We start from the raw sequence: 14224 nt of genomic DNA on the forward strand, positions 1-14224 counted from the left end.
ATCGGAACAGATGAGACTTTATAACTATTAGAATGCGAATCGTTCTTAATAATGTTTCGGAGTGGAGAAGGAATGAAGAGGTTCATGGTGGGGCGCAAGGTCGCATCGGTGCTGGCAGGCTGCATGGCGATTTACGTGCATCACCAGGTTCTGGCCCAGACCACGGCGCCCGGCGCCCTGCCGGAAGTGAAGGTCGATGCAAGCGCCGAGCTCGAAACCGCGACTTCACCGGTGATCGGCTACCGCGCCAGGAACGCCGCCACCGCCACCAAGACCGACACGCCGCTGGCAGAAACGCCTCAGTCCGTGACCGTGGTCACGCGCGACCAGATGGTGGATCAGGGCGCAACCAACGTGCAGGACGCGCTCAACTACGCGGCCGGCGTGCGCTCCGATGCCTATGGCCTGGACTCCCGCACAGACAGCTTCCTAGTGCGCGGGAGCGAGCCATCCGGGTACCTCGACGGGCTGCAGATGAATTCCGCCGGCTGGTACACCGCGACAGCGCGCCCCGACCCCTATACGCTGGAGCGCCTCGAAGTGCTGCGCGGGCCGGCGGGCATGTTGTTCGGCGCTGGCACCGCAGGTGGGGTGGTCAACATGGTCAGCAAGCGTCCGCAGCAGCAGACATATCGCGAGGTGGGGGTGCAGATCGGCTCCTGGGGCCGCAAACAGCTGCAGGCCGACCTGACCGGCCCGCTGACGGCGGACGGTGATTGGTCGTACCGCCTGGTGGCGCTTCAACGCAAGGCCGATACGCAGGTGGACTATGTACCGGACGACCGCTCGCTCGTCATGCCCTCGCTTACCTGGCGACCCAATGCCGGCACCTCGCTGACGCTGCAGGGCCTGTGGCAAAAGGACAAGACTGGCAGCACGTCGCAGTTCTTCCCTTGGCAGGGCACCATCTTGCCGAATGTCAATGGCCCGCTGCCGGTCAACCGGTTCATCGGCGAGCCGGGCGACGGTTACGACACCGAGCGCAAGACCTTCGGCTGGCTGTTCGAGCACAAATTCAATGATCAGTGGACCTTTCGGCAGAACTTCCGCATGTCGCGGACGTTCAACGACTCGCACTACCACTACGGTGACTTCTTTTCGCTTCCTGGTGGCTGGGGGCTGGACCCCGTCGGTCAGCGCCTGCTTGGCCGTGTCAATGACAAGTCGCTGACCTGGACTCGAATGACAGGCGTCGACAACCATGTCGAGGGCCATTTCAACACCGGCGCGCTGCGCCATACGCTGCTGATCGGCGCCGAATATTCCCGCCAGCGCCAGGACAAGCGCGAGGGCTCTGCCTACAGCTCCATCGACGCCTATGCCCCTGTCTACGGTATCGGCTACGTGCCGGTGACCGAGTTCACCGACCGTCCCCGCACCACCCAGCGCAATGCCGGCGTCTACGTGCAGGACCAGATGAAGTGGAACAACTGGATCTTCGTTGCCGGCCTGCGCCATGACCGCAGCACCTCGGGGACCGCGGGCAGCGCGTCGGAGACGACCAGCGCCGACTCGGGCCGACTGGGTGTGATGTACACGCTTCCTTCCGGTTGGTCGCCCTATGTCAGCTTCACGCAATCCTTCACCCCGCAAGCCGGCACCGATATCAATGGCACGCTGTTCAAGCCGTTGCGCGGCGAGCAGGTGGAGGCGGGTGTCAAGTACCAGCCGGAAGGTTCGGCGACGAGCTTTACCGCCTCGGTCTACTCGCTCAAGGAAAAGAACCGCATCGTCTCCGACAGCACTAATCCTGATTACGGCCGACAAGTCGATTCGACGAAGAACAAGGGGCTGGAACTCGAGCTGAAGACAACCGTGGCGCGTGACCTAGATCTCATTGCCAACTACACCTACATCGACGTTGATCACAAGCTCACCGACATGCCGCGCAATCAGGTGTCAGTCTGGGGTAAATACCGATTCTCCATCGCCGGTGTGCCGGGCTTCTCGGCCGGTGCCGGATTGCGCTACATGGGAGGTTTTCGCGACGTGGAAGGCAGCAGCGTGGGACCGCGCCTGCCTGCCGTGGCCCTGCTGGACCTGATGTTTGCCTATGAGTCGGACAAGTGGCGCTATGCCCTGAACATCAACAATGCGGCCGACAAGATCTATTTCAGCACTTGCCTGTCGCGCGGCGACTGCTGGTACGGCTCGCGCCGAAACATCGTGGCCAGCGCGACCTACCGTTTCTAACAGCTCACTTTCGACGAGGGCAGCAACGACATGAACAGCCGAAAGATCAAGACCTGGGCCTGGGTGCACAAGTGGAGCAGCCTCGTGTGCACCGTGTTCATGCTGCTCCTGTGCATCACGGGCCTGCCGCTGATCTTCCATCACGAGATCGGGCACCTGCTGGGCACCGAGGTCGAGTCGCCCAAGATGCCCGCGAACACGCCGCGCGTGAGCCTGGACCGCGTGCTCGAAACGGCGCGTGCGAAACACCCTGACCGCGTGGTGCAGTTCGTTTCGCAGCCCGAGGATGACGACGGCCTCTGGTTCGTCACGCTCACGCCAACGCCTGCGCCCACGGACGACTTCAAGTCGGTGGCGGTGGACGCGCGCACCGGCGCCGTGCTTGCCCAGCCCAAGCTCGACGAAGGCTTCATGTACGTGATGTTCAAGCTGCACGTCGACCTGTTTGCCGGACTCGCGGGCAAGCTGTTCCTGGGCTTCATGGGCCTGCTGCTGCTGGTGGCCATCGTCTCCGGCGTGGTGCTCTATGCGCCGTTCATGCGCAAGCTCGACTTCGGCACGGTGCGGCGCGAGAAGCGCCCGCGCCTGAAGTGGCTCGACCTGCACAACCTGCTGGGCATCGTCACGCTGGTCTGGCTGTTCGTGGTGGGCTCAACCGGCATGATCAACACCTGGGCCGACCTGGTCATCAAGTACTGGCAGTACGACCAGCTCAGCGCGCTTCTTGCGCCCTACAAGGACGAGCCGACGGTGCCGGTGGCCCAGCGCGCATCGGTGCAGCGCTCGATGGAGGTCGCGCTCCAGCAGACGCCCGGCATGAAGCTGTCCTTCGTCGCGTTCCCCGGCACCGCGTTCTCGAGCCCGCACCACACCACCTTCTTCATGCGCGGCAGCGAGCCCTTCACCTCGAAGCTGCTGCAGCCGGTGCTGGTCGATGCCAAGACGGCCCAGGTGACCGCCGCGCCGAAGATGCCCTGGTACCTGACGGCGCTGCTGGTGTCTCAGCCGCTGCACTTCGGCGACTACGGCGGCATGCCGATGCAGATCATCTGGGCGCTGCTCGACATCGCGACCATCATCGTGCTGGGCAGCGGGCTGTACCTGTGGCTCAAGCGCGGCAACAGCGTGCCTGCTGCGGCCTCGCCGGTGGGCCAGCGGCCGCCGCATGGTGGGCATCAGCAGCCTGATCCGGCGCCCGCCATGAAGGTGCAGGCATGAAGCCGCGCCACAGCTTCCGGCACATGTGGGGCTGGCCGATCGTGCTCGGCATGCTGACCACCTTCGGGCTGGTCTCGGCGCTGTTCAGCGACGGCGGCCTGGGAGACATGCTGGCCTGGTTTGCGCTGGGCATTCCCGTTGCCGTCTGCGGCTGGTACGGCTGGCGCAGAAGAAGCTGAATCCGGCCCGACCGGGTTCCTGCTAGTACGGGCAGGGGCGCGCGCCGACGCAGAATCGGCGCAATGAAGCCTGCACTTTCCGCTACCGCCACTGCCGCCGTCCGCCTGCTCCTGCTGGGAGTTCCGCTCGCCGCGGCGGCGCAGCAGGCCGACCGCGGCAGCCTGCCCGAAGTCACCGTCTCCACGCCGCGCGGCGAGGTTGCGCCGTTCAACGTGCCTGGCTCGGTGGACCGGGTCGATGGCGCCGAGATGCGCGACAGCCGGCTGCAGGTCAATCTTTCCGAAAGCCTGGGCGGCGTTCCGGGCCTGCAGGTGCAGAACCGCATGAACTATGCGCAGGACCTGCAGCTGTCGATCCGCGGCTTCGGCGCGCGTTCCACCTTCGGCGTGCGCGGCGTGCGGCTGTATGTCGACGGCATTCCCGCCACGCTGCCCGACGGCCAGGGCCAGACCTCCAACATCGACATCGGCTCGCTCGACCGCATCGAGATACTGCGGGGGCCGTTCTCGGCGCTCTACGGCAACTCGTCGGGCGGCGTGCTGCAGGCCTTCACCGCGTCGGGCGAGGGTGCGCCGCGGCTTTCGTACTCGGCGGCCGGAGGGAGCTTCGGCACCTGGCGCCAGTCGTTGCAGGCCAGCGGGTCGCAGGGCGCAGTCGACTACCTGCTGAACGCGAGCCGCTTCCAGACCGACGGCTGGCGCGAGCACAGTGCGGCACGGCGCGACATTGCGAACGGCAAGCTCGGCATCGCGCTGGACAACGGCGACAAACTCACGCTGGTGCTCAACAGCGTGCGCATCAGCGCGCAGGATCCGCTGGGTCTCACGGCCGGGCAGTACGCGCTGGCGCCGCGCAGCGCACCGCTCGCCACCCAGTTCGACACCCGCAAGACCGTGGAGCAGACCCAGGCCGGCCTGCTCTATGAACGGCGCATCGATGCCGCGCAGTCGCTGCGGCTCATGGTCTACGGCGGCGAGCGCAAGACCGTGCAGTACCAGTCGATTCCGCCGTCGGCGCAACAGAACCCGCTGCATGCGGGCGGCGTGATCGACCTCACGCGCCAGTACGGCGGGCTCGATCTGCGCTGGACCGCCGCGCTGCAACTGGCCGACCGGCCGCTCGAACTGGTGGCGGGCCTGGGCTACGACAGCCTGCGCGAACAGCGCCGCGGCTACGAGAACTACCTCGGCCGCGTGGCTTCGCCCGTGCTGGGCGTGCAGGGGCGACTGCGGCGCAGCGAACGCAACGAGGTCTGGAATCTCGACCCTTACGCGCAGGCCACCTGGCGCCTCGCGGAGCAATGGACGCTCGAGGCCGGCGTGCGCCGCAGCAGCGTGCACTTCGATTCGCAGGACCGCTACATCGTGGGCGCCAACCGCGACGACAGCGGCAGCGCGCGCTACAGCAAGACGTTGCCCGTGGCCTCGCTGCGCTACCAGGCCACGCCCGATCTCGCGCTGTATGGCTCGATCGGCCGGGGCTTCGAGACGCCGACGCTCAACGAGTTGTCGTATCGAGCGGGCGGCGCCAGCGGGCTCAACTTCGCGCTGCGGCCCTCGGTCAACGACAGCATCGAGCTGGGCGCGAAGGCAAGGCTGGGCGGAGGGCTGCTGACGGCCGCGCTGTTCCAGACCCGCACGCGCGACGAGATCGTGACCGACACCAACATCGGCGGCCGCGCCACTTTCCAGAACGCGGGCCGCACGCGGCGCAACGGCTTCGAACTGGCCTGGCAGCACGAGACGGCCAGCCACTGGCGCACCCAGCTGGCCTACACCTGGCTTGACGCGCGCTACCGTGATGCCTTCTGCTCGCCGTCGCCCTGCGCGGCATCCAACACGGTGGCGGCGGGCAACCGCATTCCGGGCATCGCGCGGCAATCGCTCTTCGCATCGCTGGGCTGGGTGCCGCCCGAAGGCTGGCGCGCCGGTGTCGAGATGCGCGCGCTCGGGCGCATGCAGGCCAACGACGCCAACACCGACAGCGCGCCGGGCTATGCCGTCGCCGCGCTGTACGCCGGCTACCTGAAGAAGTGGGAGCGCTGGGAGTTCAACGCCTTTGCGCGCGTCGACAACCTGTTCGACCGCCGCTACGTGGGTTCGCTGATCGTCAACGAGGGCAACGCGCGCTACTACGAGCCCGCGCCGGGCCGCAACTGGACGGTGGGCCTGAGCGGGGCCTACCGCTTCTGAGGCTCAGACGCCGCCGTCCGTCATGCGGTACCAGCCGATCACGGCCGACACATAGAGGCGGCGCAGGCCATAGAGCGGGAATGGCCGCATCTCCGAGGGCCGCACCGGCAGCGCCCTCCTGTCGCCCGTGGCGATGTACTGCGCCAGGGCCTGGCCCATGCGCGTCTGCAGGCCGACCCCGCGGCCCTGGCAGCCGATGTCGATCAAGAGGCCCGGCGCGGGCTCGTGCAGGTGCGGCAGGTAGTCGCGCGTGATCGCGACATGGCCGCACCAGCGGTAGGCAATGGGCACGCCCGCCGCCTGCGGGAACAGCTTGGCAATCACGTGCTCCAGGTGCGACCAGTCGCCCGGCTGGCCGGCATCGGGCTCGCGGAAGGTGCCGCGCCCGCCCATCAGCAGGCGGCCGGCGTGGTCCAGGCGGTAATAGAGCAGCAGGTTGCGCGCATCGGAGGAGACGTGGCCTTCGGGCAGCACGGTCTTGCGTATTGCCTCGGGCAGCGGCTCGGTCGCGACCTGGAACGAGTTCGCATTGATGATGGTCTTGCGCAGGCCGGGCCACAGGCCGTCGGTGTAGCCGTTGGTGCACATCACCACGCGCTCGGCCGTCACGCGCGGGCCGCGTGCGGTGGCGGCCTGCCACTTGCCGTGGGCCTGGGTGAGCTGCGTCACGGGCGTGCCGGTGTGGATGACCACGCCGGCCGCCTGCGCCGCGCGCGCCAGTTCGCGCGCGTAGCTCAGCGGCTGCACGCCGCCGCCGCGCGGATCGAGCCAGCCGCCGAAGTACTTGTCGGTGCCCAGCAGGCGCGCGGTTTCGTTGCGGTCGAGCTGGCGCGCGGCCACGCCCTGCATCTGCCAGTCGCGCGCGCGGCGCTCGGCCAGTTGCACGGCGGCCGGCGTGTGCGCGCCCTGGATCCAGCCCTGGCGCGCGCGGGGCACGTCCATGCCGTGCTTGTCGATCAGGTCGAACACCGCGTCGGCCGTGCCCTTGGCAAAGTCGACCAGGCGCTGGCCTTCGTCGGAGCCGAACATGCGCAGCAGTTCGCTCGGGTCGTGCTTGAGGCCCGGGATGACCTGGCCGCCGTTGCGGCCCGAGCCGCCGAAACCGATCTCCTTCGCTTCGAGCACCACCACGCGCACGCCGCGCTCGGCCAGATGCAGCGCCGTGCTGAGGCCGCAATAGCCGGCGCCGACCACGATCACGTCGGCCTGCGCGTCGGTGTCCAGCGGCGCGGTTGCCGGTGCGGGCACCGCGGTGGCGGCCCAGAGCGATGGGGCGAGCGGAAAGAATTCCTGCGGCGCGTTCGGCATGAATGAAGGCCCTTCAGAGCGGATGGAGCACGCGGCGCAGGAAGTCCTGCGTGCGCGGGTTCCGCGGGTTGTTGAGCAGCTCGGCGGCAGGGCCCTGTTCGACGATCACGCCGCCGTCGATGAAGATCACGCGGTCGGCCACTTCGCGCGCGAACTGCATCTCGTGCGTGACCACCACCATCGTCATGCCGGTGCCGGCGAGCTTGCGCATCACCTGCAGCACGTCGCCGACGAGTTCGGGGTCGAGGGCCGAGGTGGGCTCGTCGAACAGGATGGCCTTGGGGCGCATCGCCAGCGCGCGCGCAATGGCCACGCGCTGCTGCTGCCCGCCCGAGAGTTCCGGCGGATGCGCCCCGGCCTTGTCGGCCAGGCCGACGCTCGCGAGCAGCTCCTTCGCATGCTCGATGGCAGCGGCGCGGTCTTCGCCCTTCACGTACACAGGCCCTTCGATCACGTTCTCGAGCACCGTGCGGTGCGGGAACAGGTTGAAGCGCTGGAACACCATGGCCACTTCGGCGCGGATCGCCTTGATTGACGCATGGCGGTTGTCCACGCGCCGGCCATCGATGTCGACGCTGCCGCCCGAGTAGCTCTCGAGCCCGTTGATGCAGCGCAGGATGGTCGACTTGCCCGAACCCGAAGGCCCGACGATGCAGACCACTTCGCCCTGCGAGATCGAGGCGTCGATGCCCTTGAGCACATGGTGGCTGCCGAAGGATTTCTGCAGGCCGCGGATCTCGATCATTTCCTGCCCCGCTTCTCGAAGTGGCGCACCAGCAGGATGAGCGGCACGCACATGATGAGGTAGAGCAGCGCCACCAGCGAGAACACGGTGGCGTTCTGGAAGGTGGAAGTGGCGATCAGCTTGCCCTGCAGCGCGAGCTCGGCCACGGTGATGGTCGAGGCCTGCGACGAGTCCTTGAGCATCATGATCATGATGTTGCCGTAGGAGGGCAGCGTGATGCGGAAGGCCTGCGGCAGCACCACGCGCCGCATCGTGAGCCGCCAGCTCATGCCCATGGCCTGTGCCGCCTCCACCTGGCCGTGGTCCACGGCTTCGATGCCGGCGCGGAAGTTCTCCGACTGGTAGGCCGAGTAGGCGATGCCCAAACCCAGGATGCCCGCCTGCAGCGCCGTCAGCGAGAGGCCGAAGTCGGGCATCACGAAGTAGATGAAGAACAGCAGCACGATGATCGGAATGCCGCGCAGCAGGTTGATCACGCCCGCGCTGATCTTTGCGAGCAGCGGAATACCCGAGACCCGCATCGCTGCCCAGACCAGGCCGAGCAGCGTGGAGATCACCAGCGAGCCCAGCGTCACCAGCACCGTGAGCTTGGCGCCCTGGAGCAGGATCGGCAGGAACTCCCAGACGTTGTGCAGGAAGGTGCTCATGGGCAGGGTCTGTCAGAGGGCAGGCAATGCAAGTGCCGCTCAGCTGTTGAGGCCCCACTTCTTGAGGATCGCGTCGATGCTGCCGTCGGCCTTGAGCTTGGTGAGCGCCGCATTCACCTTGCCCATGGTTTCGGTGTCGCCCTTGCGCGTGGCAATGCCGATGCTGTTGACCATCGTCGGCTGGTAGGTCGTCACCAGGCGCAGGTTCGGGAACACGTTCTTGGAGATCGCGTAGGCGGCAATCGGCGAGTCGAGCACGCCCGCGTCGATGCGCCCGGCATTGGCGTCGCGCATCAGGTCGGCGGTGGTGTCGTAGAGCTTGACCTCGCTGAAGATGCCGAGTTTCTGCAGCGGCTCGACAAAGGCCGTGCCCACCTGCACGCCCATGCGCTTGCCCTTGAACTCGGCGAAGCTGCGGTAGGCGGTGGTGTCCTTCACCGGCACCACGATGCCTTCGCCGTAGCTGTAGATCGGCTGCGAGAAGTCCACCACCTCCTGGCGCACCGGCGTGATGAACATCGCGGCCGAGATCAGGTCGATGCGCTTGGACGTGAGCGAGCCGATCAGCGCCGAGAACTGCATCGGCTCGATCTGCACCTCGAAGCCCGAGGTCTTGCCGACGGCCTTGACGATGTCCGCCATGATGCCGTCGATGGTGTTGGTCTTGGTGTCGAGAAAAGTGAACGGATTGCCGGTGGGCGTGGACCCCACCTTGAGCACCGTCTGGGCCGAGGCCTGGCCGCCGAAGGCCAGGGTGAACGTGGCCAGCACGAAGGCTGCGAGGGAAGAAGCGATTTTCATGGTGGGTTCCTCTTCAAAAAAAGATCGGGCCTATGCGGGTGAATGGGTGATCGCCCAAAGGACGGTGGTGGGTGTGGTGCCGGGGTTGCGCCAGCGGCGCGGCATGCCCCCGTCGTAGCAAAAACTGTCGCCGGCCTTCAGCTTGAGCAGGCGCTCGCGCACGAAGAGTTCGAGCTGCCCCTCGATGACGTAGCCGACCTGTTCGCCCTTGCGCGTGAAGAACAGGTCGTCGCCCGTGGAGCCGCCCGGATCGATCACCGCCCGGTACATCTCGACGCCACCCGCGGCGGCGGGCGGCGTGAGGTTTTCCTTGTGGATGCCCTTGTCGCCAAGGTCGATGCGCTTGTGCGTGCCGGCGCGCGCCACCGCGCCTTCGGCCTCGCCCTCGCTGTACTGGGTGTTGCGCACCAGGGTTTCGATGGGCAACTGCAGTTCCTGCGCCAGCGCGCCGAGCGTGCGGATGGAGATGGAGCGGTGCCCGCGTTCGAGCTGGCTCAGCAGGCTGACCGAAATTCCGCAGGCCTGCGCCACCTGCTGCAGCGAGCGGCCGAGGGCCTGGCGCCTTCTGCGCAGTTGCTCCCCGAGCCAGAGGTCGATGACCGAATGGATGCGCTGTGCCCGGCCGGCATCGGGGGCCGGAATGGGGGCGGGAGGCGGACGAACCGGCAATTGCGACACCAGAGCCTTTGTAAAATTTTCACAAGACGCTCAAGTTTTACACACAACGCCGCGCACCGCCAGCAAATTCGGCGGGGGTATTCCAGAAGCGCAAATGCCGGCGCGAGGCCGGCATTTGCGTGGGAGGAGGGCGGAAAGCCCCGGGGAATTACAGGCCGGCCGCAGCGCGCAGCGCAGCCGCCTGCGTGGTCGCTTCCCAGGTGAACTCGGGCTCCTCGCGGCCGAAGTGGCCGTAGGCGGCGGTCTTCTGGTAGATCGGGCGCAGCAGGTCGAGCATCTGGATGATGCCCTTGGGACGCAGGTCGAAGAACTCGCGCACGAGTTCCGCGATCTTGCTGTCCGGGATCACGCCGGTGCCTTCGGTGTAGACCGTGATGTTCATCGGCTGGGCCACGCCGATGGCGTACGCCACCTGGATCTGGCACTGGCGCGCGAGGCCCGCGGCCACGATGTTCTTGGCCACGTAGCGCGCGGCGTAGGCGGCCGAGCGGTCGACCTTCGACGGGTCCTTGCCCGAGAACGCGCCGCCGCCGTGCGGGCAGGCGCCGCCGTAGGTGTCGACGATGATCTTGCGGCCCGTGAGGCCGCAGTCGCCCTGCGGACCGCCGATGACGAAGCGCCCGGTCGGGTTGATCAGGTAGCGCGTGTCCTTGAGCCATTCCTTCGGCAGCACGGGCTTGATGATCTCCTCGATGATGGCTTCGTTGAACGAGGCCTTCATCTTGGTGGGCGTTTCGCTCTGGTCGGGGCTGTGCTGGGTGGAGAGCACCACGGTGTCGATGCTGTGCGGCTTGCCGTCCACGTAGCGCATCGTGACCTGGCTCTTGGCGTCGGGCCGCAGGAAGGGCAGGCGGCCGTCCTTGCGCAGCTGGGCCTGGCGCTCGACGAGGCGGTGCGCGTAGTAAATGGGCGCGGGCATCAGCTCGGGCGTTTCGTCGCAGGCGTAGCCGAACATCAGGCCCTGGTCGCCGGCGCCGGTGTTCAGGTGGTCGTCGCTCGCGTGGTCCACGCCCTGGGCGATGTCGTTGGACTGCTTGTCGTAGCAGACCATCACGGCGCAGCCCTTGTAGTCGATGCCGTAGTCGGTGTTGTCGTAGCCGATGCGCTTGATGGTGTCGCGCGCGACCTGGATGTAGTCGACGTGGGCATTGGTCGTGATTTCGCCGGCGAGCACCACGAGGCCGGTGTTGGTCAGCGTTTCGGCGGCCACGCGGCTGCGCGGGTCCTGCTCGAAGATCGCGTCCAGGATGGCGTCCGAGATCTGGTCGGCGACCTTGTCGGGGTGGCCTTCGGAAACCGATTCGGACGTGAAGAGGAAGTCGTTCGCCATTTTGTTCAAAGCTCCTTGAAGTGATTTGGCGCGTTGCCAACTCTGCGGAGCCCTGGCGAACGCTTTAGCAGATGCCGACGAATCGGCGGGGCACAATCGCTTTTGCGCTTGTGTTTGTCGCCCTGCAAGTTGTTCCGTAACTCGGCGACAATTTGCATTCTATTCGAGCCGCGCCAAATCGTGCGCGCGCGTCCTGGTTTTCACTCCCTGTTGCCTATGGTCACCCTGTTCCGCCTGCTTGCCCGCGTACCGATGCCCGTGATGCATCGACTCGGCGCACTGCTGGGCTGGATCGTCTGGTATTGCGCGCCCGACTACCGCCGCCGCTTCAAGGCCAATGCCGAGAGCGCCGGCTTCACCCCCGGGCAATACCGACCCGCCATCGCAGCCGCCGGCCAGATGGCCGCCGAGCTGCCTTGGCTCTGGCTGCGTCCGCAGGGCGAGAGCGTGCTGCGCCGCGTGGTGCGCTGGGAAGGCGTGGAGGCCTTCGAGGCCGCCATGCGGGAGAAGAAGGGCGTGATCCTCGTGGCGCCGCACCTGGGCAGCTGGGAGATGTGCGGCCAGGCGATCGGCGAACGCTTTCTCGAGACCTTCGGGCCGATCACCGCGCTGTTCCGTCCCGCGCGCAAGAAGTGGATGGCCGAGCTCATCGCCGCCGGCTCGCGCGACCGGCCCGGCCTGCAGACTCTGCCCACCAACAACACCGGCGTGCGCGGCCTCATCCGCACGCTGCGCAGCGGCGGCTACACCGGCATCCTGCCCGACCAGGTGCCGCCGCTGGGGCAGGGGGTGTGGGCGCCCTTTCTCGGCCGGCCGGCCTACACCATGACGCTGCTGCCGCGGCTCGCGCAGCAAACCGGCGCCGCCTGCTTCCTGAGCGTGTGCGAAAGGCTGCCGCGCGGCGCGGGCTACGTGATCCGCTTCGAGCCGATCGTGGGTACGCCGCTCACCGATCCGGCGGCGCCCATCGAGGCCGCGGCTGCCGCCATGAACGACGCCATCGGGCGCCTGATCCACAGCCTGCCGGGGCAGTACGTGTGGGACTACGCGCGCTACAAGGAGCCGCGCGGCGAAACCGCGGTGGCGGCCCAGCCCGGGGAGCAGGCACGATGAGTCTCGGTTCCCGCCTCGGCATCGCTTTCATGCGCGCGATCGCGCCGCTGCCCCTGCCGCTGGTGCGCGGTTTCGGCGCGCTGCTCGGCCGGGTGCTGCACACCATCGCCTTGCCGCGGCGGCGCGTGGTCGACACCAACCTGGCCGTGTGCTTTCCCGGCAAATCCGAAGCCGAACGCCGCCGCATCGCGCGCGAGACCTTCGTCTACGTGGCGCAGTCCTGGCTCGACCGCAGCTGGCTCTGGCATGCGCCCGAAAAGGTGGTGGCCCGCCGGCTCAAGGTGGTCGGCGCGGCGGCGGAGATCCGCGAGATTGCCGATGGCGACGAGCCGATGATCCTGTTTGCGCCGCATTTCTACGGCCTCGACGCGGCAGCCACTGCGCTGACCATGCACACGGCGCGGCCCTCGGCCACCATCTACACGACCCAGCGCGATCCGATGGTCGACGAATGGATCCGCGAAGGCCGCACGCGCTTCGGCAACGTCGCGGCGCTCAACCGCGTCGACGGCATCAAGCCGGTGCTCGCGGGCCTGCGCAAGGGCGGCCTCCTGTACCTGCTGCCCGACATGGACTTCGGCCGCGACCAGACGATCTTCGTGCCGTTCTACGGCGTGCAGGCGGCCACGGTGCCCTCGCTCTCGCGCTTCGCGCGGCTGGGCAAGGCGAAGGTGGTGCCGGTGATCGCGAAGCTCACGCCTGGCGGCTACGAGATCGAAGTGCGGCCGGCCTGGCAGAACTTCCCGACCGACGACGTCGAGGCCGACACGGCGCTCATGAACCAGCGGCTGCAGGGTTACATCGACACGATGCCTTCGCAGTACTACTGGGTGCACCGCCGCTTCAAGACGCGGCCCGAAGGCGCGCCGCCGATCTACTGAAGCGGAGCCGCTTCAGCCCCTGGCAAGAAAGGCTTCGATCTCGCGCGCGACCAGCTGCGGCTGCTCGTGCACGATCCAGTGGGTGGCGTTGGGCACCTTCTTGACCTCGAGTTTCGGCACGTAGTCTTCCAGGCCTTCGAGCAGGCCCGGCAGCAGCGCAGCGTCGTCGAGCGCCCAGAAGACGAAGGTCGGCACGTCGATGGTGAGCCGCTCGCGCGGCAGCACCGGAATGCCGTCGATGCTCTGGCCCGGCAACGGCGGCTTCATCGGCGTGACGCGATACAGGTTGCAGGCGCCCGTGAGGCCCGCATTCCACACTTCTCGGTAGCGCTGCTTCACATCCTCGGTCAGCCAGCCGAAGCCATCGGGCCCGGCCTTCATCAAGGTGAAGAAGGGCCACATGCGCTTGAAGTCGTCGGCCGAGAGCAGGGCCTCGGCATCGGGCCTGGCGAGAAAGTTCATGTAGGCGCTGGCTTGCTGCTGCGCCGGGTTGTGGCGCAGCTCGCGCGTGAAGGTGCCGGGGTGCGGCGAATTGATGATGACCAGCTTGCCGACCTGCTGCGCAAAGGCATTGGCATAGCCCCAGCCGAAAGCGCCGCCCCAGTCGTGCGCGACCAGGGCAGCCATGGTGCCGTCGGCGCTTTCGGTGGCCGCCAGTTGCTGGATGTCCTGGATCAGCAGGTGGGCCTTGTATGCGGCCACCTCGGTGGGCGCACTCGACTTTTCGAAGCCGCGCAGATTGGGCGCGACGCAGCGGTAGCCGCCGTGTTCAGGCTGGGCGAAGTGCTCGAGCAGTTCGTCCCAGATGAAGGCGGCTTCGGGAAAACCATGAAGGAACATCATCAGCGGTCGCCCGGGCGTGCCGGTTGCGCGGCAGCTCAGCGTGATTCCGTTGGGCAGGCTGCGCTGGAACGTCTCGATCATGCGGGGTCTCCTTC

General features: G+C 67.1%; 13 protein-coding genes. 6 read left to right on the plus strand and 7 right to left on the minus strand.

Features of this window, described 5'->3' with window-relative positions:
• Positions 1–72 precede the first annotated feature (72 nt).
• The 4 genes from FB547_RS07525 (at position 73) to FB547_RS07540 (ending at position 5783) form a co-directional block, all read left to right on the plus strand.
• Positions 73–2193 carry a TonB-dependent siderophore receptor gene (locus FB547_RS07525; protein WP_145740964.1) on the plus strand — a complete coding sequence of 707 codons (2121 nt, stop codon included), beginning with the start codon at positions 73–75 and terminating at the stop codon, positions 2191–2193.
• Positions 2194–2223: 30 nt separating this feature from the next.
• Positions 2224–3411, plus strand: a complete 1188-nt coding sequence (locus tag FB547_RS07530; RefSeq protein ID WP_145740966.1) for a PepSY-associated TM helix domain-containing protein — start codon at positions 2224–2226, stop codon at positions 3409–3411.
• The gene (locus FB547_RS07535; protein ID WP_145740968.1) at positions 3408–3590 is read left to right on the plus strand and encodes a hypothetical protein; all 183 of its coding nucleotides are present in this window, start codon (positions 3408–3410) and stop codon (positions 3588–3590) included. Before FB547_RS07530 ends, FB547_RS07535 begins: the two co-directional genes overlap by 4 nt.
• Before the next feature lie 63 nt (positions 3591–3653).
• On the plus strand, positions 3654–5783 hold the full coding sequence (locus FB547_RS07540) for a TonB-dependent receptor (protein WP_145740970.1): 2130 nt from the start codon (positions 3654–3656) through the stop codon (positions 5781–5783).
• Between the two features lie 3 nt (positions 5784–5786).
• Here the strand turns inward: FB547_RS07540 and FB547_RS07545 are convergent, their stop codons facing one another.
• The 6 genes from FB547_RS07545 to metK form a co-directional block, all read right to left on the minus strand.
• Positions 5787–7091: an NAD(P)/FAD-dependent oxidoreductase gene (locus tag FB547_RS07545; RefSeq protein WP_145740972.1), complete on the minus strand. Its 1305-nt coding sequence runs from the start codon at positions 7089–7091 to the stop codon at positions 5787–5789.
• A 13-nt stretch (positions 7092–7104) separates the two neighbouring features.
• Positions 7105–7836, minus strand: a complete 732-nt coding sequence (locus FB547_RS07550; RefSeq protein ID WP_145740974.1) for an amino acid ABC transporter ATP-binding protein — start codon at positions 7834–7836, stop codon at positions 7105–7107.
• Positions 7833–8483 carry an amino acid ABC transporter permease gene (locus FB547_RS07555; RefSeq protein WP_145740976.1) on the minus strand — a complete coding sequence of 217 codons (651 nt, stop codon included), beginning with the start codon at positions 8481–8483 and terminating at the stop codon, positions 7833–7835. The genes FB547_RS07550 and FB547_RS07555 overlap by 4 nt, the downstream gene beginning before the upstream one ends.
• 39 nt (positions 8484–8522) lie before the next feature.
• Positions 8523–9284 carry an ABC transporter substrate-binding protein gene (locus tag FB547_RS07560; protein ID WP_186454125.1) on the minus strand — a complete coding sequence of 254 codons (762 nt, stop codon included), beginning with the start codon at positions 9282–9284 and terminating at the stop codon, positions 8523–8525.
• 30 nt (positions 9285–9314) lie between these two features.
• The gene (locus FB547_RS07565; RefSeq protein WP_261380248.1) at positions 9315–9962 is read right to left on the minus strand and encodes a helix-turn-helix domain-containing protein; all 648 of its coding nucleotides are present in this window, start codon (positions 9960–9962) and stop codon (positions 9315–9317) included.
• A gap of 148 nt (positions 9963–10110) precedes the next feature.
• Entirely contained in the window at positions 10111–11292 is a 1182-nt protein-coding gene (gene metK / locus FB547_RS07570; RefSeq protein ID WP_145740980.1) for a methionine adenosyltransferase, read from the minus strand.
• A 216-nt stretch (positions 11293–11508) separates the two neighbouring features.
• On the opposite strand from metK, the gene FB547_RS07575 reads away from it, so the two are divergent.
• Positions 11509–12405 carry a lysophospholipid acyltransferase family protein gene (locus FB547_RS07575; protein WP_012746276.1) on the plus strand — a complete coding sequence of 299 codons (897 nt, stop codon included), beginning with the start codon at positions 11509–11511 and terminating at the stop codon, positions 12403–12405.
• Positions 12402–13286 (plus strand): lipid A biosynthesis acyltransferase, encoded by an 885-nt coding sequence (locus tag FB547_RS07580; RefSeq protein WP_145740981.1) that lies wholly within the window; start codon positions 12402–12404, stop codon positions 13284–13286. The genes FB547_RS07575 and FB547_RS07580 overlap by 4 nt, the downstream gene beginning before the upstream one ends.
• Positions 13287–13298: 12 nt before the next feature.
• Here the strand turns inward: FB547_RS07580 and FB547_RS07585 are convergent, their stop codons facing one another.
• Positions 13299–14210, minus strand: a complete 912-nt coding sequence (locus tag FB547_RS07585) for an alpha/beta fold hydrolase (RefSeq protein WP_145740983.1) — start codon at positions 14208–14210, stop codon at positions 13299–13301.
• Positions 14211–14224: the final 14 nt, after the last annotated feature.

The organism is Variovorax beijingensis, assembly GCF_007828835.1.
GTDB lineage: Bacteria > Pseudomonadota > Gammaproteobacteria > Burkholderiales > Burkholderiaceae_C > Variovorax > Variovorax beijingensis_A.

What these genes read in the sequence shown, in the direction of transcription:
- FB547_RS07525 (WP_145740964.1), top strand. Translation starts at nt 73, where the DNA reads ATGAAGAGGTTCATGGTGGGGCGCAAGGTCGCATCGGTGCTGGCAGGC.
- FB547_RS07530 (WP_145740966.1), top strand. Translation starts at nt 2,224, where the DNA reads ATGAACAGCCGAAAGATCAAGACCTGGGCCTGGGTGCACAAGTGGAGC.
- FB547_RS07535 (WP_145740968.1), top strand. Translation starts at nt 3,408, where the DNA reads ATGAAGCCGCGCCACAGCTTCCGGCACATGTGGGGCTGGCCGATCGTG.
- FB547_RS07540 (WP_145740970.1), top strand. Translation starts at nt 3,654, where the DNA reads ATGAAGCCTGCACTTTCCGCTACCGCCACTGCCGCCGTCCGCCTGCTC.
- FB547_RS07545 (WP_145740972.1), bottom strand. Translation starts at nt 7,091, where the DNA reads ATGCCGAACGCGCCGCAGGAATTCTTTCCGCTCGCCCCATCGCTCTGG.
- FB547_RS07550 (WP_145740974.1), bottom strand. Translation starts at nt 7,836, where the DNA reads ATGATCGAGATCCGCGGCCTGCAGAAATCCTTCGGCAGCCACCATGTG.
- FB547_RS07555 (WP_145740976.1), bottom strand. Translation starts at nt 8,483, where the DNA reads ATGAGCACCTTCCTGCACAACGTCTGGGAGTTCCTGCCGATCCTGCTC.
- FB547_RS07560 (WP_186454125.1), bottom strand. Translation starts at nt 9,284, where the DNA reads ATGAAAATCGCTTCTTCCCTCGCAGCCTTCGTGCTGGCCACGTTCACC.
- metK (WP_145740980.1), bottom strand. Translation starts at nt 11,292, where the DNA reads ATGGCGAACGACTTCCTCTTCACGTCCGAATCGGTTTCCGAAGGCCAC.
- FB547_RS07575 (WP_012746276.1), top strand. Translation starts at nt 11,509, where the DNA reads ATGGTCACCCTGTTCCGCCTGCTTGCCCGCGTACCGATGCCCGTGATG.
- FB547_RS07580 (WP_145740981.1), top strand. Translation starts at nt 12,402, where the DNA reads ATGAGTCTCGGTTCCCGCCTCGGCATCGCTTTCATGCGCGCGATCGCG.
- FB547_RS07585 (WP_145740983.1), bottom strand. Translation starts at nt 14,210, where the DNA reads ATGATCGAGACGTTCCAGCGCAGCCTGCCCAACGGAATCACGCTGAGC.